This is a genomic window from Algoriphagus taiwanensis, from assembly GCF_036245645.1.
Lineage (GTDB): Bacteria > Bacteroidota > Bacteroidia > Cytophagales > Cyclobacteriaceae > Algoriphagus > Algoriphagus taiwanensis.
Genome location: NZ_BTPE01000006.1, coordinates 207,971 through 227,549 on the forward strand (window position 1 = coordinate 207,971; position 19,579 = coordinate 227,549).

Here is a 19,579-nt window from a genome sequence, read left to right on the forward strand (position 1 = left end):
GGAAAATTGAAAGATTAGATCATTAGATTTTCAATTTCTTCCAATGCGGTTTTGAGGCGGTTTTCCCGATTTCCTGTTACAATCAAAAAAGGGAATCCGCTTTTTTCTGCCAATTCAAGGTATTTTTTGAAAAAATACTGCCGCATTTCCGGATCCGGATGCTCCCTCAAGGGGTCTGGTTCCCAGGGCAAATCCGTGTCGGTCAGCAGAATCAAATCGTAGGTTCGTCGCTGAATTTCTTCCAAAACCCAAGGGTCTGTTTTTCCATATTTATGTTCAGACCAAATGTGGATAACTCTTAAATCCGTGTCGCAAAAAAGAAATTGGGTTGCTTTTTGCGCCAGCTGATCTTCCTGAAAAACCTGCCCTTTACCGATTTCTGCCAAGTCTTCAAATTCATAAGGTCTCCCTAATTTTTCCAGATATTCCCGGGCAAATTCGGGCACCCAAGGCTCTCCAAAGTGCTTGGCCAAGTCTTCTGCCAAGGTACTTTTCCCCGTGGACTCCGGGCCCAAGATCAATATCCGCTTAGGTTTGGGCATAATTTTTTGCAGATTTGATCCAGGCAACTAATCCCATAAAAGCCAAGACGGTGAAAAACAAAAACTGGAAGGAGGTCAGGATAAGCCCTTTGTAGAAATACAAGGGCACGGAAACCAGGTCGGTGATGATCCAAAAAATCCAGTTTTCCACTTTCTTTTTGGCCATCAGCCACATCCCCACAAAGGCAGATGCGGTGGTAAATGAATCCCAATAAGGCACATCACTGTCTGTAAAATTACTCAGGACAAAAGCCAAAACAGGATAGGAAATCGCAAATAGCCCGGCGGAAATCAACCAACCTTTACCATTCGACCAAGTGACCGGCAAGACAACTTGATTTTCCTTGGGATGAGTCCAGACATACCAGCCATAAATCGACATGCTGAAATAGTAGGCATTGATGCCCATATCTGCATAAAGCTTGTATTCGAAGCAAATCCAGACATAAATAAGAGTGGACACAATCCCTGTGGGATACACCCAGATATGCTCCCGCATGGAATGAAAAACCGAGGCTATTCCAAAAAATACTGCTACCGCTTCCAACCAGGTCATATTTCGTAAGCCTTCAGCAAATCCATCCAGGAGAAATTGAAAATCCATTTTCGAAGTAAAGAATAGTTTTTTGAACCACAAAGAACACGAAGAGACACAAAGAAATTAACTCAATTTTGAGACAAGTCATTTTTTAACCACAGGGAAATAATTTAAACCTTAGGCCGTTGCCACTATATGGCACATTTTCCTCCAATTAAAGCTTTTACTCTTTGCGCTCTTTGAAAAGAGAAAAAAGTCAGGTAAAATGGAAGTCCCAACCAGCCTTCAAATCTTATAATTTTTATTCTTAGTGACCTTTGTGGTAAAATTATTCTCTGCATCCTCTGTGGCTTTGCGGTGAAACTTACAAGACAACTTCCGCAACTTTTCTCCCACTTGCCGGGTTTGATTGCTAACTTTGCCAGCTATGACTTTGAGCACTTTACCAGCTATACAGGACATCGACACCCTCGATCCCAAAGAATACATCATCATCAAAAACGCCCGGGTCAATAACCTCAAAAGCCTGAGTGTAGCCATTCCCAGAAATGAATTTGTCGTGATTACCGGCCTCTCCGGCTCCGGGAAGTCTTCTTTGGCTTTTGATACGCTTTTTGCCGAAGGCCAGCGGATGTATGTGGAAAGCTTGAGCTCCTATGCCCGTCAATTCCTCGGAAGGATGGAAAAACCCGATGTGGAATACATCAAAGGTGTAGCCCCGGCCATCGCTATTCAGCAAAAAGTCAGTACCAAAAATCCCCGATCCACGGTCGGAACCACTACAGAAATCTACGATTACCTCAAATTGCTTTTCGCTCGGGTAGGAAAAACCTTTTCACCTATTTCCGGAAAGGAAGTCAAACACCACACAGTAACAGATATTGTGGATTACATACTTTCTTTCGAAGAAGGCAGCAAAGTGATGATTTCCTGCCCTCTTCAAGTAATGAAGGGTAGAAAAATCGAACAGGAATTGGAGCTTTTACTTCAAAAAGGCTACACCAGAATCCTGATTAATGGAGAAGCATTTTTTGTGGAGGACCTTTTGGGAGAAAAGAAAGTCCCCAAAGGAGAGTACGAAATCCTGATCGACCGGGCCAGTGTAAAAAAAGACGACGAAGACAATCAATTTCGAATCGCTGACTCCGTTCAAACAGCCCTTTTCGAAGGACATGGAGACTGCAAAATCACCATTCCCGATGTGGAAACACGTTCCTTCTCGGACCGATTCGAGCTGGACGGGATGAGTTTCGAGCTACCTTCGGTCAACTTTTTCTCCTTCAACAATCCTTACGGAGCCTGCAAGCGTTGTGAGGGTTTTGGAAACGTCTTGGGAATTGACAGAGATTTGGTCATTCCGGACAAGGAGCTATCCGTCTATGAAGGGGCGATCGCACCTTGGCGTGGAGAATCCAGCAAGCAATGGCTGGAGCCGCTTTTGAAAAAAGGGATTGAATTTGACTTTCCGATTCATCGATCCTACAATGAACTTACGGAGAAAGAACAGGAATTGCTCTGGACAGGAAATAAGTATTTTGATGGGTTAAATGCTTTTTTCGAAGATCTGGAAAGCAAAACCTACAAAATCCAATACCGGGTGATGCTCTCTCGGTTCCGTGGACGAACTACCTGTCCGGATTGCAGGGGAACTCGCCTCCGAAAGGATGCCAGCTATGTCAAAATAGATGGAAAATCCATCACCGATCTCGTACTGATGCCGATCGAGGATGCCTTGGCATTTTTCAAAAACCTAAACCTGTCCGATCATGAGGCTAAAGTCGCTAACCGACTGCTGAAGGAAATCACCAGCAGATTGGAATTTATGGATCAGGTGGGCTTGGGCTACCTCACACTCAACCGACTCACCTCCACGCTGTCTGGAGGCGAATATCAGAGGATCAAATTGGCTACTTCTTTAGGTTCTGCGCTGGTAGGATCGATGTATATTCTCGACGAACCCAGCATCGGACTTCACCCGAGAGATACCGATCGATTGGTTGGAGTACTAAAAGAGCTGAAAAATCTCGGCAACACGGTCATCGTAGTGGAGCACGAGGAAAAAGTGATGAAAGCCTCCGATCAGATCATCGATATCGGACCGGATGCAGGTGTGAACGGGGGAGAATTGCTTTTTCAGGGAAAAATCGAAGACTTAATTACCTCAGGAAATACATACACCGCCAAATATTTGCGTGGCGAGGAAAAGATTTTCACCAAAACGGGCAACCGAAAGTGGAAAGACTCCATCACCGTCAAAGGTGCACGTGAGAACAACCTGAAAAACCTAAGCGTCCAGTTTCCCCTTAACACACTCACGGTGGTGACAGGAGTTTCCGGTTCGGGTAAATCCACCTTGATTAAAAAGGTTCTTTATCCAGCTTTGGGAAAAATGCTGGGCACAGTCATCGACGAAGGTGGAAAATACGACAAGATCGAGGGCGACTACAAGCGCGTAACTCAAGTGGAATTTGTGGATCAGGATCCCATCGGAAAATCTTCTCGATCCAATCCCGTGACTTATGTGAAAGCCTACGATGCCATCCGAAATCTCTTTTCCGAGCAGCCACTTTCCAAGCAGCGCGGATACAAACCCGCCTTTTTCTCCTTCAATGTGGACGGCGGACGATGCGAAGGTTGTCAAGGCGAGGGAATAACGACCGTGGAGATGCAATTCATGGCGGACATCCACCTGACTTGCGAATCCTGCAAGGGCAAGCGATTCAAAAATGAAATCCTCGAAGTCAAATACAAGGACAAGGACATTTCCGAAGTCTTGGACATGACGATCGATGAGGCTTTGGAATTCTTCAAAGGAAAAACCCAGATTGTAAACCGACTTCAGCCACTTCAGGAAGTAGGCTTGGGCTATATCGGAATGGGTCAAAGTTCGAATACCCTATCCGGTGGGGAAGCCCAGCGGGTGAAATTGGCTTCTTTCCTCGGAAAAGGCGGAACAAAATCCGGAGATCATATCCTGTTTATCTTCGACGAACCGACCACTGGACTACATTTCCACGATATCAGCAAGCTCCTCCACAGCATCAATGCCCTGATCGATCAGGGTCACTCCGTGATCATCATCGAGCACAATACCGAGGTGATCAAATCTGCCGATTGGGTGATTGACTTAGGACCTGAGGGTGGAAACAAAGGAGGGCACCTAACTTTTGCCGGGACTCCGGAAGATTTGGCGAAAGAGGAAGCAAACTTTACAGGGAAATATTTGAGTGAGTAATGAAATTTTTTATTGTTGATTTTCAATGTCTTAAAAATTTTGACTTTTCTGTTTTTTTTCCAAAATTAAAATAAAAAATATGAAAAAAACTCTTATACAATTAGTGATGATCTTGGCATTGAGCTCTGGCATTACAAACACCCCAAAATCTATTGCCCAAGGGCAACCAGCTTTCGTTTGGGGATATCAAACAGAATTTCAACCATGTTCATCTTGGCTCGCTATTTACCAAATTAAATGCGTGCCTTCTCCTGGTGGATTTTGCCAAGTTTCAGCCCAAAATCCCTGTCCTGATCCCGAATATTATGCAGTACAATAATGTATTATTTCCAATAAAAATATTTTTACTTAGTTTTACTTTAGTATCAATTGGCTCATGTTCAAATTCCGAAAATAACTCATCTGAAAAATATCACTATTTCAAAGAGTCACCAGAAACAATAGATTTAGAAAATATTAATTCGGGTTACTTTTCAGATTTATTTGATAGTATTAGGTATGTGCTTTTAGAGGAAAATAACGAGATACCACTAGTCCATCATTTCAAAACTATTGTAGACGATAACTTCATTTATGTAAGTGACATTCATTTAAACAACTTACATAAATATGATTTTAATGGAAATTTTATTTCCATCCTAAAATCAAATGGGCAAGGTCCAAAAGAATTTAGTCAAATTGAAGATTTTCAAGTAGTAGGAGACACAATTATAATATATGATGGCAATTTGAGAAAATTAATCTATTTTGATAAAAATCTAGAATTTTTAAAAGAAACTCATAATAATTTTAACTCCATAAACTTTCATAGAGGCAATAATTTCAGTTTGTTTTCCCTAAATGATTTTACAAATAATCAAGAAATAAAATTTGTAAAAATTTTTGATAGCAAAGTATCTCCAAGATACTTTTCGGCATCCATTCCAAATTCATTAGGGAAGGTTAGATTATTACATGGCTTTGTAGATAACTCAAATTCCCCAGAAATATCAATAACTCTACCTTTTTCTCATAAGGTTGCTTTATTCGAAGAGAATGGTGAATTAAAAACGGTTAAGGAGTTTAAATTCCTTAATGTACCTGAAGTAGAAGAAATCCGAGGTCAGATTAAAATTATAAATGCATTTATTCCGTATGAAAATTTTTATTTTATGACAACTTATTTTGGAAAAAATGGGTTTCAAATACTTTTAGATAAAGAATTTAAAACAAAATATATTGGAAAAAATCTAACAAATGATTTAGATGGTTTAAATTATTATTTTTTACCAATTTCATATTATATGGACTTCCTAATTCTTTATTTTCCCTCAGTAGATTTTTATAACTTATATAGAAAATCAGAGTCAAAAATCAAGGAAAATTATCCAGAAAATAAATTGCATAAATTCGTTAATGAAAATGAAAAAGAACTGATTGGAGATCGCCATATACTGGTTTTTCTTAGATTGAAAGACCAATTACCAGATTAATTCTACACTAGCTTCCCATTACTTTCTGAAGAAAACTAAATGAAGAATGAATTTGGTCTATTGGAATCAGATATGATTTCAATTCGGGAAGAGCTCAGGAAAAACAAAAGTGTTGAACGGGCATTTCTGTTTGGAAGTCGGGCCAAAGGAAATTTCAGATCTGGAAGTGATGTGGATTTGGCCTTAAAGGGCAAAAGCTTAGACTTTGAAACAATTAGGCAAATCAGTTATTTCTTAAACGAGGAAACCATCATGCCTTACAAGTTTGATGTGGTGAATTATCACAGTATTCAGGAGCCTGAATTGGTGCTCCATATTGACCGGGTAGGTGTCAAAATCTTCAATCGGAAGAAAGATGGCCTATTGATAGAAAGTAAATAGGATTCTGATCCTTTTTATTTTGTCAAAAACCCTTCAAGGGTTGCGAGCCCTTGGCCGGTTATCTATATTCGCAAGCACAATTGAAATCTTAGCTCAGCTGGTTTAGTGAGTCCCGTTGGATAACGGGAAGGTCAAGGTGTCAAATTCATATTGACTCGCCAACTGAAATGATGAATTGAAATCTGGAATCTTAGCTCAGCTGGTTTAGAGCGCTGCTTTGACAGAGCAGAGGTCATGGGTTCGAATCCCTTAGATTCCACTGGAATAGCCACGAAGGCACAAAGTCGAAAAGGTTTTGTGCCTTTTTAGTAAAAGGATAATTTTGATTCGTCAAGCGGGTGTAGCTCAGTTGGTAGAGCGTCAGCTTCCCAAGCTGAAGATCGTGAGTTCGAGACTCATTACCCGCTCTAATCGTTTTAAAGAGGTTTTCTCATAAATCGTTTTGTTGTCAGCCTGAGCACTTGAGAGACGAGAGTCTCGAAATCGAAGGCCATTTCCAGCTTTCCGGACGACATTTCGACTTCGCTCAATGTGACAAACTTCACTTTTGAGATAGCCTCTTTTTTATTCAAAACCCTTAGTGTCTTCGTGGCTACAATTGTTTCAAAAATTCCCTCAATCCCACCGCCTGCACTTTTTCCGAAAGCGGATAGCTATCCGAAATCCTGCAAATTATCACGCCACTTTCAGCACCGGTATCCTCCATACTAATCTGCATGCCCTTGCTCAGCTTCGGTGAAAGTGTATTTTTGATTTCAATGGCCGTCTTGACCACTCCGTTTTTCACCAATAGCAAGTCACATTCCGCGCCCTGATGAGTTCGGTAGAAGTAGTACTCATACTCCTCCCTCAACGTGGCGATAATCTGCTCGATCACGAACCCCTCCCAACTTGGTCCAATCAAGAGCTGATTGATCAGGGAATCCATGCTGGTTACGCCAGTTAACGCGTGCAGCATGCCTGTATCCCGGATAAAAACCTTGGGAGACTTGACCAGCCGCTTTTTGATATTTTGGTGAAATGGTGCCAAAACCCGCACCATAAAAGATCCCTCCAGAAACTCCAGGTATCGATTGACCGTCGGGCGGGTGATGCCGAGCGCTTTGGCAAAACTTTCTGCATTCCAGATTCCTCCCTGTGCATTGGCCAGCATCATCCCAAAGCGCTCCACCAGCCTAGGATCGGTGCTTAATCCGATTTGCGCCAAGTCACGCTCTAGATAGGTCTTGATGAAGTTTTGCCTCCACAGTTGGGACTCCCGCTCACTTTTAGCCAAAAACGAAAGCGGAAAACCGCCCCGAATCCATAGCTTTTCGAGTTCGTCATCCCCAATTTCTCCAAGGTAAAATGGAGTCAGCTCCAAATAACCAATCCGGCCGGCCAGAGAATCTGCACTTTTTCGAATCAGATCCGGTGAAGCCGAACCCAACAGAATAAACCGTCCGGGCTCCCGCTGCTCATCGATCAGACTCCGAAGCTCCGCAAAAAGCTCAGGCATGAGTTGGATCTCATCGAGAATGACTGTTTTGTCCGAATGGGCTTTCAGAAAAAGTTCGGCATCGACCAATTTGGCTCGATCGGAGGCTTTTTCCAAATCGAGGTACAGGCTTTCCTTTTCAAGTTTCAGGTTTTTGACCAAGGTAGTCTTACCCACCTGCCTAGGCCCCAATAGGCCTACAGCTGGGAAAATGGAAAGATATTCCTGCAAAAGAGGGAAAATACTACGATCTTTTACCATGAAAATCGAAAGTTTGATTTACGGATTTCATGGTAAAAGTAGAGAGATTTAAAGTGAAATCAAATGATTTTACCATGAAAATCGAAAGTCTGATTTTCGATTTTCATGGTAAATATTTTTGAATAGTTGTGTTTCCCGCAGATTTACAGAGAAAAAGACACAGATTTTCACTGATAAAATCTGCGGAGATCAGCGAAACAAATCTGCGCCTATCTGCGGGAAAGTTTAACGATCAAATAACAACAACTCCCTTTCCAAGCATCCTGCGATCCAAAATTGCCTGCAAGGCTTCAGGAGCTTCCTCAAGGCTGTAAGTCCTACCGATATGCTGCTTGATTTTTCCTTCTTGAATCCAGGTGACGAGTTGGCGGATATTCTGAAAACTGGCTTTGGCTTCCACTTTGGAAAACTGTCCCCAAAATACGCCCATAATCGAGCAACCTTTCAGTAGTGGAAGGTTCATGGGGATTTGGGGAATATCCCCATTGGCGAATCCTACGATCAGGTAACGTCCTTTCCAGGCCATGCCTCGAAGTGCGGCTTCGGTGAATTTTCCCCCAACCGGATCATAGACCACATCTACCCCTTTGCCATGGGTAAGTTCTTTGATGCGGGTTTTTAGATCTTCGGTTTCATAGTTAATGGTAAGCTCGGCTCCTTTTTCTTTGCAAAGAGCAAGTTTCTCCTCGGAAGAAGCCGCAGCGATTACTTTGGCACCCATCAGTTTTCCCAATTCCACCGCTGCCAAACCCACTCCTCCCGCAGCTCCAAGCACGAGCAAAGTTTCTCCTGGTTGAAGATTGGCTCTGTCCTTCAGCGCATGATAGGAAGTTCCATAGGTGTAAAGGGTGGTAGCAGCCACTTCGGCCGAAAGTCCCGGAGGAAGTGGAAAAACCCGATCGGCATCCACAACAACCTTTTCTGCAAATCCTCCCCATCCGCATAAGGCCAAAACCTCTTGCCCAAGCTGAAAGCCTTGAACCTGATCCCCCAAACCGATTATTTTCCCAGCCACTTCTCCTCCTGGTGAAAATGGCAGTTCTGGCTTAAACTGATATTTATTTTGGATAATCAGCACGTCCGGAAAGTTGACCCCACAAGCCTCCACGGCGATCAGGATTTGGTTGGGTGAGGGAATGGGATCTGGAAGCTCAGAAAACTTGAGCAATTCAGGTAATCCGAATTCGTTGCAGACAATTGCTTTCATATTTTGATTTCAGCCACCAAGGCGCTAAGACGATAAGAATTAATTAAATTAATGTTCTAAAGTTTTGTATTTTAATGATTCACAGCAAGCCTACAGATTTTGAAGAAGAAATCGGATCAGCCGTGGTCCATGCTGCTTTTACTATTCATTCCCAACTTGGGCCTGGACTTTTGGAACGGATTTACGAAGTATGCATGGAGCATGAACTTAAAAAAGCAGGATTTGAAGTGAAAAGGCAAGTAAATATTCCGATTTCCTATGACGGGATTTGGTTTGATGAAGGACTTAGGCTGGATTTGCTTGTGGAAGATCGAGTGATTATAGAACTAAAAGCAGTAGAAATTGTGAACCCTGTCTGGGAAGCCCAAATCATCAGCCACCTTAAACTTTCAAAATTAAGTCTTGGCTATCTAATCAATTTCAATGTTCCATTGATCAAAAAAGGAATTCGTCGTTTTGTCAATACTTAATATTCCTTGTGCCTTTTTTCCTTCGTGTCAGTATAATTCTTGTTTGCGTCTTCCTGCCTTTGTGGCAAAAAAAGAAAATTCCTAGGCAAATCCTCCCGAAAGGAATAATTTTGAGGCCTTTAGAACTTAAACTTACCCAAATATGTCTGCCACATCATTTATTGAAAAAAACAAAGACCGTTTCCTCAATGAGCTCTTGGATCTTCTTCGCATTCCTTCCGTGAGTGCCGATCCCAAATTCAAAAAGGATGTCTTTGCGGCAGCTCAATTTGTCAAAGAATCCCTGGAAAAAGCCGGTGCTGACGTGGCAGAAATCTGTGAAACGGCTGGCTATCCGATCGTTTACGGAGAAAAAATCATTGATCCTTCCTTGCCAACCGTCCTTGTTTACGGACACTACGACGTGCAGCCTGCCGATCCCTACGAACTTTGGGATTCTCCTCCTTTTGAACCCGTTATCAAAAAAACGGCGATTCACCCCGAAGGAGCAATTTTCGCCCGAGGATCTGCTGATGACAAGGGACAGTTTTACATGCATGTCAAAGCTTTCGAAGCCATGATGGCATCCGGTGATCTTCCTTGCAATGTCAAATTCATGATCGAAGGGGAAGAAGAAGTTGGTTCGGATAACTTGGAAGGCTTTGTCCTAGCCAACAAGGAAAAGTTGAAGTCTGATGTGATTTTGATTTCTGATACCCACATGATTTCCATGAAAGACCCTTCCATCACTGTTGGATTGAGAGGACTGACCTACATGGAGGTGGAAGTGACCGGAGCAAACAGAGACCTTCACTCCGGAACTTACGGAGGCGCTGTGGCCAACCCGATCAATGTGCTGTGTAAGATGATCGCATCCCTCAAAGATGAAAATGAGCACATCACCATTCCGGGCTTCTATGATAAAGTTCAGGAACTGACAGCTCAGCAGCGTCAGCGACTAAATGAAGCCCCTTTTGACCTGAAGGAATACCAAGACAAACTGGATATCGATGCTGTCCATGGGGAAAAAGGATTTACCACTATCGAGCGAGTGGGTATCCGACCAACTTTGGATGTAAACGGTATTTGGGGCGGCTACACCGGAGAAGGTGCAAAGACCGTATTGCCATCCAAGGCTTACGCCAAAATCTCCATGCGCTTGGTTCCTGATCAAAACTGGCATGAGATTGCCAAGCTTTTTGAAGATCACTTTAAAGCCATCGCTCCAAAATCTGTCAAGGTAAAAGTCAAAGCCCATCACGGTGGTGCACCAGCTGTGGTTTCTGACTCATCCATTGGCTACAAGGCTGCAGAAGCCGCGATGGAAGAGACCTTTGGAAAAAGACCGATTCCAACACGTGAAGGAGGTTCGATTCCCATTGTGGCTTTGTTCCAAAAAGAATTGGGCAGCGATCCTATCCTGTTTGGCTTCGGCTTGGATACCGATGCCCTACACTCACCCAATGAGCATTATGGGGTGAAAAATTATTTTATCGGCATCGAGACCATCGCAGCTTTCTTCAGACATTTCAGAAAACTGAGCGGAAAGTGATCGAAGTCGCCAATTGGCTCTTCCAAATAGCCTAATTTCGAACCTCAAGACCTAAATCCTTGTTTGCCAGAGTAAATCCAATCTTTGCATGACCCCAAATCCTCAAAAGATCGGTAAGCTACTACTTCCGGTTTTTCTTTTAATCTCTTTCCTTGCCCAAGCTCAATTGGTCAAACCTCCCAAGTGGACCTTCACCTTGGAGCCAAAGGAACTTCAGATAGGAGAAAAAGCCACGGTAGTTATGGAGGCAGAGATTCCGATGGGTTGGTATGTGTATTCCAATGATTTTGACAAGGATTTAGGGCCGCTATTGACCGAATTCGTTCCTGCCGAATCAGGAGATTTTGCAATAGCCTCCAAGCTGGAAGCCATTAATCCCAAGAAAAAGTTTGACGAGGTTTGGGAAGGAGATGTAACCTATTTCATTGGAAAAGGGCGTTTTGAGCAGCCTATCACTATACAAAGTGCCTCTGGGACGATCAAAGGTTCTTTGGAATACCAAATGTGTTCTGACCTTACCGGCCAATGCATCAATTACGAACAGGACATAGAGATCGCGTTTACAGCGAAGGAAGCCAATCGTCCTGCTACTTCCCCAGAAGAAGCAGTGAAATTAGATCTAGCCCAAGAGGTTGAAAAACGAAATTTAGATAGTTCTGATACAGAAAAAGTACAGGAAGAATCTCCTTTTTGTTGTCCTGCCCCGATAGCTATCGGGGCAGGACAACAAAAAGGAGAAGCAGAACAGCTTATACCTGAAATCCAAGACTTCACTGCCGAAGGAGAAACCGAATCACTTTGGGGCTTTATGGTCTTGGCTTTTTTGGCGGGATTGGCGGCTCTTTTGACTCCCTGTGTTTTTCCGATGATTCCGATGACCGTCAGCTTTTTCACCGGAAGAGCAAAAAAGCGATCAGAAGGAATTCGTCAGGCGGTTATTTATGGAGTTTCCATCATAGCTATCTACACGATAGCCGGGACCGCTGTTGCAGCAATCCAGGGACCCGAATTTGCCAATTGGCTAGCAACTCACTGGCTTCCCAATCTTTTTTTCTTCGGTATTTTTATCTTCTTCGCCTTGGCCTTTTTGGGCATGTTTGAATTAAACTTGCCTTCCAGCTTGGTCAATAAAGTCGATGCAAAATCCGAACAGGGCGGCTTGGCAGGCATATTCTTTATGGCCTTTACCTTGGTGTTGGTTTCCTTCTCCTGTACTGGACCGATTGTTGGTTCCATTTTGATTTCATCGGCTGGTGGAGAATTGGTCAAGCCGGTATTGGGAATGTTCTCCTTCGGGTTGGCCTTTGCGATTCCATTTACCTTGTTTGCGATTTTCCCTGAATGGATGCAAAGACTCCCAAAATCCGGCGGTTGGCTAAACTCCGTGAAAGTGGTTTTGGGCTTTTTGGAACTTGCCTTGGCATTCAAATTCCTCTCCATTGCCGACCTGGTGTACCATTGGGGCATTTTGGATCGGGATATTTTCCTCGTCATCTGGATTGTAATATTTGGGGCTTTGGGATTGTATCTATTGGGAAAAATCCGACTTCCGCACGATTCCAAGTTGGAATACATCGGTGTACCCAGACTGCTTTTGGCCTTGCTGACTTTCATGTTTGTGGTCTATATGATTCCGGGTCTTTTCGGGGCTCCGCTCAAATACCTCAGTGGTTATTTACCTCCTTTGACCACCCAGCAGTTTAAAATTGGAGAAGTCGGAACCACTTCCACCACTTCTCCCAAATCGGTGAAGTATGGAGACATCCTTCACATTCCCTTTGGAATCGAGGGATATTTCGAGTACGAGGAGGCTTTGGCTGCTGCCAAAAAAGAAGGAAAGCCACTCTTGATCGACTTCACTGGACATGGCTGTGTGAATTGCCGAAAGATGGAAGAAAATGTCTGGTCTGACCCGCAGGTTTTGGCTCGGCTGAAAAATGATTTTGTGATGGTGGCACTTTACATTGACGAGCGACTGGAGCTTCCGGAAAGCGAATGGTACACCTCGAGCTATGATGGCAAAGTGAAAAAAACACTCGGCAAGCAAAACGCCGATTTCCAGATCACCCGATTCAACAACAATGCCCAGCCGTATTATGTGATTCTAGATCATAATGAACAGCTTTTAGCTAAGCCGAGGGGATACAATACAGATATCACGGCGTTTGTGGAATTTTTGGATGGAGCGAAAAGAATTTTCAATGATCAATGTTCAATGTTCAAGGATTGACCTTTCTTGAACATTGGTTATTGAGTTTGAAAATTGATCATTGAAAAAGTCTCGGATCAAAAGGAAAATCTTCCTGACCGACAATCCGAATGGCTGAGAAATCCGGATGATACGGATTGATCAAAAAGTTAAAATCCCCTGGCACTACCGCAGAGGGAACCTTCAGAACGCAGTTTTTCCGCTCCGCTACGAATGCATCTCCGATCTGCTGGGTGTCCAAAAGATGGGGAAAACTGCTCCAAGTGGCGGGTAAATCTTCTTTGGAAAGGCTGGTTATCGAAACATAAGTCGGGATATCAATTTCGACCATTACATAGTCCTTTGGCAAAATCGATAAGTAAAGGTGCACTGCCACTTCAGCCATCGCCAAAGCCCGACTGTCAGCACAGTAAATCAGCTCGGTTCCTTTAGAATTCCAGCGATTACCCGATAAGGCAGCCCCTTTTCCGGATAATTCTATCCCGTACTTTTTTCGAATCAGCCGAAAAACCCGCATCAGACAAATACACCTTGATCGATCCTGTGAAGCTCATTGAGCACCAATTCTTTACCGTAGGAATCCCGCAACAGCTCAATCGGACGTCGATTACCGAGGGCATGGCTATTGGAATTAAGCCAGGAAGCAAAATCCTCTCCTGAATCAAAAACCTCAAAACCCACCGCAGTCACTTCCATCAGCTCAATGATCTTCTCAGAGTGAATGGAGCGGAAGACATAGTCCGATTCTTTCTTGTAGCGCTGCAAGGACTTTAGAGAAATATCCAAGAAATCTGACCACTCCTGATCGGAAAAAGGAGTCATTTCCTTTATAGACATAAAAAGTGAAGTGGGAATCCCTTGACGAATCACATCTACCACCATCATCCTATCCGAAAAAAATCGGGTCAAAGGAACTCCTTTCAAAGTAGGATATCGTGAATATCTTGGAAGGGTGGTAACATAGGTCGCCATCTCCTCTGCCACCCTATTGTTGTGTTGAAAATCAGAATCACTCATGTCTCAGAAATTTGTCCTTTAAATTACGACATTTTTCCAAAAAAGATTCCCGATTACCTGATTTTTTCTACAATCCCTAAAAATCAACCTTCAATAATTCGGTTTTTAACAGCTTTTTGGACAGCCTCCATTTTGTTGTGAACCTGAAGTTTGGCGTAAATATTCTCGATATGCTTGCGGACGGTTTTGGGTGAAATGAAAAGATTTTCACCGATTTGGTTGTAATTGAGCCCTTTGGCCGTTTGCTCCAGAATCTCGATTTCTCGCGCTGTCAAATTGATTTCTTCCTTGGCCTCTTCAAAATTGGGCGGATTACGAAGGAGCTTCAAAGCCTTCATGGCGATGGAGGGTGTCATGGCTGCTCCTCCTTCCAAGGTATCCAAAATCCCCCGATGCAGTGTTGGAGGGTCTACTTCCTTCAGAAAATACCCATGAGCACCCGCCTGAATCGCTTTGAAAATATTCTCATCGTTATCAAAAACAGTAAGCATGATGATCTTGATCTGAGGGTACTTTTGAGTCACTTTTTCCACAGCCTCAATCCCGTTCATTTTGGGCATCTCGATATCCATCAAAATCAACTGAACATTAGAGTCCTGCTCCAGCTTGGTAAGTAATTCCTCTCCATTCATTGCCCAAAACTTGACTTCCACGTCTTCAAAGAGTGAAAGCTTGTCCCGAACTGCTTTCAGCAAAAAGATATTATCCTCTGCAATTGCAATTTTTGTTTTCATCTTTTCAAAAGTTTAGCCCACACTTACGAGCGTTCCTGAACCAGGCTGAGTTTCCACTTTAAATTCTTTGCCTATTCGTTCTGCGCGACCTCGCATAGTACTCATTCCATTGCCTTCCAGTCTTTGCTCATCAAAGCCCTTTCCATTGTCTTTTACAGAAATACTGATTTGATTTTTCTCGTTTTGAACAATGAAAATCTCTATTCGCTCTGCTTCCGCGTGTTTGATTGCATTGTTAAGCGCCTCCTGTGCGATTCGATAGAAATTGATCCCTTCCAGGGAATTCAACTGAATTTGGGTATCCATGCCCTCTTCCATCTTAAGCTCAAATTCCACCTGAGGACAAAAATCCTTCGCCTTTTGGATCAATCCTGCCAACCTCAACTGAAGATCTTCCAAAGAGATGGCATCCTTGTTCATCGCCCAAATGGTATCCCGAAGTTCATTGACTGTTTCCACCGTAAAACCTGAGATCTGATCAATCTTTTTCCCTAAAACTTCCCTGCTAAACTCAGCAAACTTCAAGTGATTGAGCGAAGAAACGATAAAAGTCAACTGTGCACCAATATTGTCATGCAGCTCAGCAGCTATGCGGTTTCGCTGATCATTGAGCCGTTTTTGAGTTTCCTGCTCCGCAAAAACAGCCTGAAGCTTGGCTTCCTGTTCCAGATGTCTGTTTTTGTTTTTCTGCCGGTAATAGATGAAAAAAGAGGTGCCAAGAACTATCAGAAATCCTAATAAAAGAATTAAAAGAAGGACATTTCTTGACTTGGACTTCACTTCCTCCTCTGCCAAGGCAGCTCGGGATTCGGCAAGCTCCCTTTCTTTAGCCTCGACCTCATAGAGAGTCTGAATTTCCCCGATCATCCGAACCCGGTCTTCTTTGAAAATAGAATCTTTAAGCTCAGAATATCTTTCCAAATAAGAAATCGCCTGCTTTAAATCCCCCTTTTTCTGCTGGAAACGGAATTGATCATATAAATAATCCCGTAATTTCTCTCGGGATTCCGAAAGGACCACATACTTGTACGTGGAATCCATAAGAATTTCGGCTTGGGAAAAATCACCTAATAAATAGGCAATAGTCGCTAGGTTATTGTAATTGGAAGCAATCTTGTACTTATCTCCTGACTTGGTGTTGTAGTAAAGTGAAATATCAATCCACTTCTTGGATTCAGCAAATTTCCCCTGTTTGAGCAGCGTATTTCCAATATTATTGAAAGTGTTGGTAAAGGCCGAACTGTCCATCTGAGGATAAAGATCCAGCACCTGATAGTGGTAAAAGAGAGCAGAGTCCGGCTGATTCCAATCGTCAAAATTTATCCCAACAGCGTTAAGGGTAAAGGCTTTGACTTGAGGACTTGGATCAGAGTATTTTTCTAAAATTTCCAATCCCTTTTTGGAAAACTCCACCCCTTTGTCATACTGCTCCATGTCATGGTATACGATGGAAATATCCGCATAGGAATAGGCCATCCGATTGGAGTCTCCAACAGCCCTGGCACTTTCCAACGCTTTTTGTCCATAGAGCATGGCCTTATCCCAATCTCCGAGGATTGACTCCAGATAAGTCAAATTATTGTATGCCCGAATAAAATAATAGGAATCCTCTTTCAGACCAAGCAGCTCCAAAGCCTTGAGGTTAGACTTGACAGCCTCTCTTCTTTCTCCAATTACATTCTGATAGCGGCCCAAAAAATAGAAATACAAACCTGAATCTCTCTTTGTGGGTAGTTGGATGAGTTTTTCTTCGAAAATTCGCCTCGCAGAATCCTTTTGACTCAAGGCAGCCTCCAATCTCTTGGAAATATCCTGAGAATAAGACGGGAAAAAAGAAGGAAGCAAAAGCAAAGCAAGGAAAACACGTCGCAGCATATCACTCATTCCTGAAAGAAATGAAGATAAAAAAACGGCTTTCCTCACCAAAGAAAAAAGCCGTAAAGAATTAGAATTCGCCTTTATTAGTAAATCTCTTCGAGAATCTGTGCCAACCTCACACTGGCTGCAATGAGTCTTTCCTCTGCGATAGAATAGTTCTCATACATGTATTGATAGCTGATCCGCTTGTTTTCAGGAAGATTATAGACCATAGGTCTGAAGCTAACGGCTTCTTTCAGCCAATCTTCCATACTTGCCGAACGGTACTTCGCTTTCATTTCTGGAGTCAGTCTGCGGTACAGCTCTTCTCCGATTTCGGAATAGCTCATTCCCTGACGATCGATCATGCCACTATCCCAAAGTGAATGGAGATTGGTAGGTTGACCAAAAAATTCGATTTTAACATCATTCCCTCCCCGGTCTTCTCCTGTCCCCACATGCAGCGGCTGATGAATGTCCTCCACCATATGGATTAACATTTTGAGTTTTTCTGTCTCCGTTTTGGGATCCAGGCCTCCTTTTTTCAATTCTTCCTTGAGTCGCTGGATTGCTTCAAATGCATCTCCGCCTTTTTCCTGGATTTCCGGATCATATTCCCCGTTTTTGCTGGTGAGGTAATGCCAAGTCGTCGCATAGTCGTAGGATCGATCAGAGCGGATTTCATCCATCCAAGTCCCGCTTCTGCCCAAAGACATAGGATAAAGAACTTTTTCCACCTTTTTCAGGGTGGATTTCTTCATCTGCTTTTCGGCCATGAGACCGATCAGATAGTGACCCAATTGCCCCCAGGCAAAAGCCTGAGATACGGTCAAAACCATGACCATGGTGAGGATTGCTGTTATTCTTGTTTTCATAGGGAATTAAAAAAGCGAAGATATCTCCTCGCCTTCAATTTGGGATTAGTTCTAGTTTATCAATTTGCTAACTCGGAAACAGCCAGCCAGGCCATCAAGCCTGCGCCGATTTCCAAAGCTTCTTCTTCAATATCAAAGGTGGGCGTATGAACTCCGGAAACAATGCCCTTTTCCTCATTTCGGGTACCTAGTCTATAGAAGCAGCCGTCTATCTCCTGAGAGAAAAAGGCAAAATCCTCCGCTGCCATCCAAATATCCAGATCGAGGACATTTTCCTCCCCGAGGAATTCCCTCGCTGCATTCATGGATCTAAGGGTAAGCTCAGGATCATTATTGAGAAAAGGATAGCCCTTTCTGATCTCAAAATCCAACTTTCCTCCCATGCCCTCCACGATACCATGAGCGATTTGAAGCATTTTTTCATGCGCTTTAGCTCTCCATGCCTCATCCAGAGTACGGAAAGTGCCTTGAATTTTCACCTCATTGGGAATCACATTGGTAGCACCCAAACCCTCAATGCGTCCAAAGGAAAGCACCGACGGAATCTTGGGATTAGCTACCCGACTGACGATCTGCTGCAAGGCCACGATCATATGTGAAGCGATCAGTACCGGGTCAATAAACGTCTCCGGCATCGCTCCATGACCGCCTTTACCCGTGACAGTAATGTATATTTCATCCGTACTTGCCATGTATAGGCCCGGGCGGAATCCTACTTTTCCTGCAGGAATGAAAGGCATAACATGCTGCCCGATAATGGAATTAGGTCGTGGATTTTCCAAAACCTTATCCTTAATCATCAGAGAAGCACCACCGGGTACCAATTCCTCTCCCGGCTGAAAGATCAATTTGATGGTCCCTTCAAATTGGTCTTTGACTTCGTTGAGAATTTTAGCTGCTCCCAAAAGAGATGCAGTATGCGCATCATGACCGCAGGCGTGCATTACTCCAGGATTTTGGGATTTGTAGGGGACGTCGTTAGCCTCCACAATAGGAAGTGCATCCATATCTGCCCGGAGAGCCACTACTTTTTTGTCGGGATTTTTGCCTTTGATCAGTGCTGCCCAGCCTGTATTGGCTTTGGACTCCACTTCAGTGATGCCGATTTCTTCAAGGCGTTTTTTGACAAAAGCAGCTGTCTCAAACTCCTGAAATGAAAGCTCAGGATGAGCATGCAAATGCCGTCTCGTGGAAATAACTTCCTCCTTGTAGGCTTTTGCCAATGATTTAATTCTGTCTTTCAGCATTGGAATCTGTGGTAGGCGAGACGTATTCTTTTCTCTGGAATCGATCCTGAATAATTCTCGCAGTCGGGAAGGTCCCTTTGATCTGAGAAAATACTTTTTGCGCCTCAAACTTGTACGCATACCGGCCGATTTTCAGCAAATACCTAGGCTGCTGATACTGCATTTCGGCTTTGATATCCGGAAAATAAGTATTTAGGTCCTCCTGAGTCTTGAACGCCTGATCCCGGTTTACTCCGGAATAAACCAAAACGGTATAGCCACTGAAGTAGAGTTCGGATTTATTCTTTTCGTATCCTTTCCTCTGCAAATCAAGCAACTGATTGTCCACCGACTGCACGGAAATCTCCATTTCCTCTTCTTTTTGGCTGTTCAGCTTTTCTTCAAAATCATCATACTCTGGCAAAGTCAAAGAAAGATCTTCTTGATAGTTGGCATAAACATCTGCCCCGGAGTTATTACCCGTCTGGGAGGACTTACAGCCTACCAAGATTAAAATGACCAAGAAGATTCCCCAGTTGATTTTCAT

18 protein-coding genes and 2 tRNA genes are annotated in these 19,579 nt (G+C 43.3%); 9 read left to right on the forward strand and 11 right to left on the reverse strand.

The annotated features are described in order from the left end of the window. Window positions 1-14: 14 nt before the first annotated feature. Complete coding sequence (locus AAA938_RS10630; RefSeq protein WP_338228707.1) at window positions 15-542, reverse strand: AAA family ATPase; 528 nt, start codon at window positions 540-542, stop codon at window positions 15-17. After that, a complete protein-coding gene (pnuC, locus tag AAA938_RS10635) occupies window positions 529-1,146 on the reverse strand; it encodes a nicotinamide riboside transporter PnuC (RefSeq protein WP_338228708.1) in 618 nt (205 codons plus the stop codon). Before pnuC ends, AAA938_RS10630 begins: the two co-directional genes overlap by 14 nt. Before the next feature lie 361 nt (window positions 1,147-1,507). Between pnuC and uvrA the strand changes: the two genes are divergently transcribed. The 6 genes from uvrA (at window position 1,508) to AAA938_RS10665 (ending at window position 6,575) form a co-directional block, all read left to right on the forward strand. Further along, window positions 1,508-4,315 carry an excinuclease ABC subunit UvrA gene (gene uvrA / locus AAA938_RS10640; protein WP_338228709.1) on the forward strand — a complete coding sequence of 936 codons (2,808 nt, stop codon included), beginning with the start codon at window positions 1,508-1,510 and terminating at the stop codon, window positions 4,313-4,315. Window positions 4,316-4,394: 79 nt separating this feature from the next. Then, complete coding sequence (locus AAA938_RS10645; RefSeq protein ID WP_338228710.1) at window positions 4,395-4,634, forward strand: hypothetical protein; 240 nt, start codon at window positions 4,395-4,397, stop codon at window positions 4,632-4,634. Continuing rightward, window positions 4,621-5,787, forward strand: coding sequence for a 6-bladed beta-propeller (locus AAA938_RS10650; RefSeq protein ID WP_338228711.1), 1,167 nt, complete (start codon window positions 4,621-4,623; stop codon window positions 5,785-5,787). Before AAA938_RS10645 ends, AAA938_RS10650 begins: the two co-directional genes overlap by 14 nt. A gap of 39 nt (window positions 5,788-5,826) precedes the next feature. Then, window positions 5,827-6,168, forward strand: coding sequence for a nucleotidyltransferase domain-containing protein (locus tag AAA938_RS10655; RefSeq protein WP_338228712.1), 342 nt, complete (start codon window positions 5,827-5,829; stop codon window positions 6,166-6,168). 184 nt (window positions 6,169-6,352) lie between these two features. Then, window positions 6,353-6,427 (forward strand) — tRNA-Val (locus AAA938_RS10660). A 75-nt stretch (window positions 6,428-6,502) separates the two neighbouring features. Next, window positions 6,503-6,575, forward strand: a tRNA-Gly gene (locus tag AAA938_RS10665). 185 nt (window positions 6,576-6,760) lie between these two features. Here the strand turns inward: AAA938_RS10665 and AAA938_RS10670 are convergent. Together AAA938_RS10670 and AAA938_RS10675 are read right to left on the reverse strand one after the other, a co-directional pair. Continuing rightward, a complete protein-coding gene (locus AAA938_RS10670; protein ID WP_338228713.1) occupies window positions 6,761-7,906 on the reverse strand; it encodes an ATP-binding protein in 1,146 nt (381 codons plus the stop codon). Window positions 7,907-8,138: 232 nt separating this feature from the next. Further along, on the reverse strand, window positions 8,139-9,113 hold the full coding sequence (locus AAA938_RS10675) for an NADPH:quinone oxidoreductase family protein (protein WP_338228714.1): 975 nt from the start codon (window positions 9,111-9,113) through the stop codon (window positions 8,139-8,141). A 74-nt stretch (window positions 9,114-9,187) separates the two neighbouring features. Between AAA938_RS10675 and AAA938_RS10680 the strand changes: the two genes are divergently transcribed. The 3 genes from AAA938_RS10680 to AAA938_RS10690 all read left to right on the forward strand — a co-directional run bounded on the left by AAA938_RS10680 (window position 9,188) and on the right by AAA938_RS10690 (window position 13,344). Beyond that, on the forward strand, window positions 9,188-9,583 hold the full coding sequence (locus tag AAA938_RS10680; RefSeq protein ID WP_338228715.1) for a GxxExxY protein: 396 nt from the start codon (window positions 9,188-9,190) through the stop codon (window positions 9,581-9,583). A 142-nt stretch (window positions 9,584-9,725) separates the two neighbouring features. Beyond that, on the forward strand, window positions 9,726-11,114 hold the full coding sequence (locus AAA938_RS10685) for a dipeptidase (RefSeq protein ID WP_338228716.1): 1,389 nt from the start codon (window positions 9,726-9,728) through the stop codon (window positions 11,112-11,114). Window positions 11,115-11,202: 88 nt separating this feature from the next. Further along, a complete protein-coding gene (locus AAA938_RS10690; protein ID WP_338228717.1) occupies window positions 11,203-13,344 on the forward strand; it encodes a protein-disulfide reductase DsbD family protein in 2,142 nt (713 codons plus the stop codon). Between the two features lie 37 nt (window positions 13,345-13,381). On the opposite strand, the gene AAA938_RS10695 is transcribed toward AAA938_RS10690, so the two are convergent. From AAA938_RS10695 to AAA938_RS10725, 7 genes are all read right to left on the reverse strand, one after another. After that, on the reverse strand, window positions 13,382-13,840 hold the full coding sequence (locus tag AAA938_RS10695; RefSeq protein WP_338228718.1) for an RES family NAD+ phosphorylase: 459 nt from the start codon (window positions 13,838-13,840) through the stop codon (window positions 13,382-13,384). Beyond that, window positions 13,840-14,340: a type II RES/Xre toxin-antitoxin system antitoxin gene (parS, locus tag AAA938_RS10700; RefSeq protein ID WP_338228719.1), complete on the reverse strand. Its 501-nt coding sequence runs from the start codon at window positions 14,338-14,340 to the stop codon at window positions 13,840-13,842. Before parS ends, AAA938_RS10695 begins: the two co-directional genes overlap by 1 nt. An 83-nt stretch (window positions 14,341-14,423) precedes the next feature. Next, window positions 14,424-15,074 carry a response regulator gene (locus AAA938_RS10705; RefSeq protein ID WP_338228720.1) on the reverse strand — a complete coding sequence of 217 codons (651 nt, stop codon included), beginning with the start codon at window positions 15,072-15,074 and terminating at the stop codon, window positions 14,424-14,426. 12 nt (window positions 15,075-15,086) lie between these two features. Then, on the reverse strand, window positions 15,087-16,958 hold the full coding sequence (locus AAA938_RS10710) for a tetratricopeptide repeat-containing sensor histidine kinase (RefSeq protein ID WP_338228721.1): 1,872 nt from the start codon (window positions 16,956-16,958) through the stop codon (window positions 15,087-15,089). A 77-nt stretch (window positions 16,959-17,035) separates the two neighbouring features. Continuing rightward, window positions 17,036-17,806 (reverse strand): S1/P1 nuclease, encoded by a 771-nt coding sequence (locus AAA938_RS10715; protein ID WP_338228722.1) that lies wholly within the window; start codon window positions 17,804-17,806, stop codon window positions 17,036-17,038. A 59-nt stretch (window positions 17,807-17,865) separates the two neighbouring features. Then, entirely contained in the window at window positions 17,866-19,053 is a 1,188-nt protein-coding gene (locus tag AAA938_RS10720) for a M20 metallopeptidase family protein (RefSeq protein ID WP_338228723.1), read from the reverse strand. Next, on the reverse strand, window positions 19,034-19,579 hold the full coding sequence (locus tag AAA938_RS10725; RefSeq protein WP_338228724.1) for a hypothetical protein: 546 nt from the start codon (window positions 19,577-19,579) through the stop codon (window positions 19,034-19,036). The genes AAA938_RS10720 and AAA938_RS10725 overlap by 20 nt, the downstream gene beginning before the upstream one ends.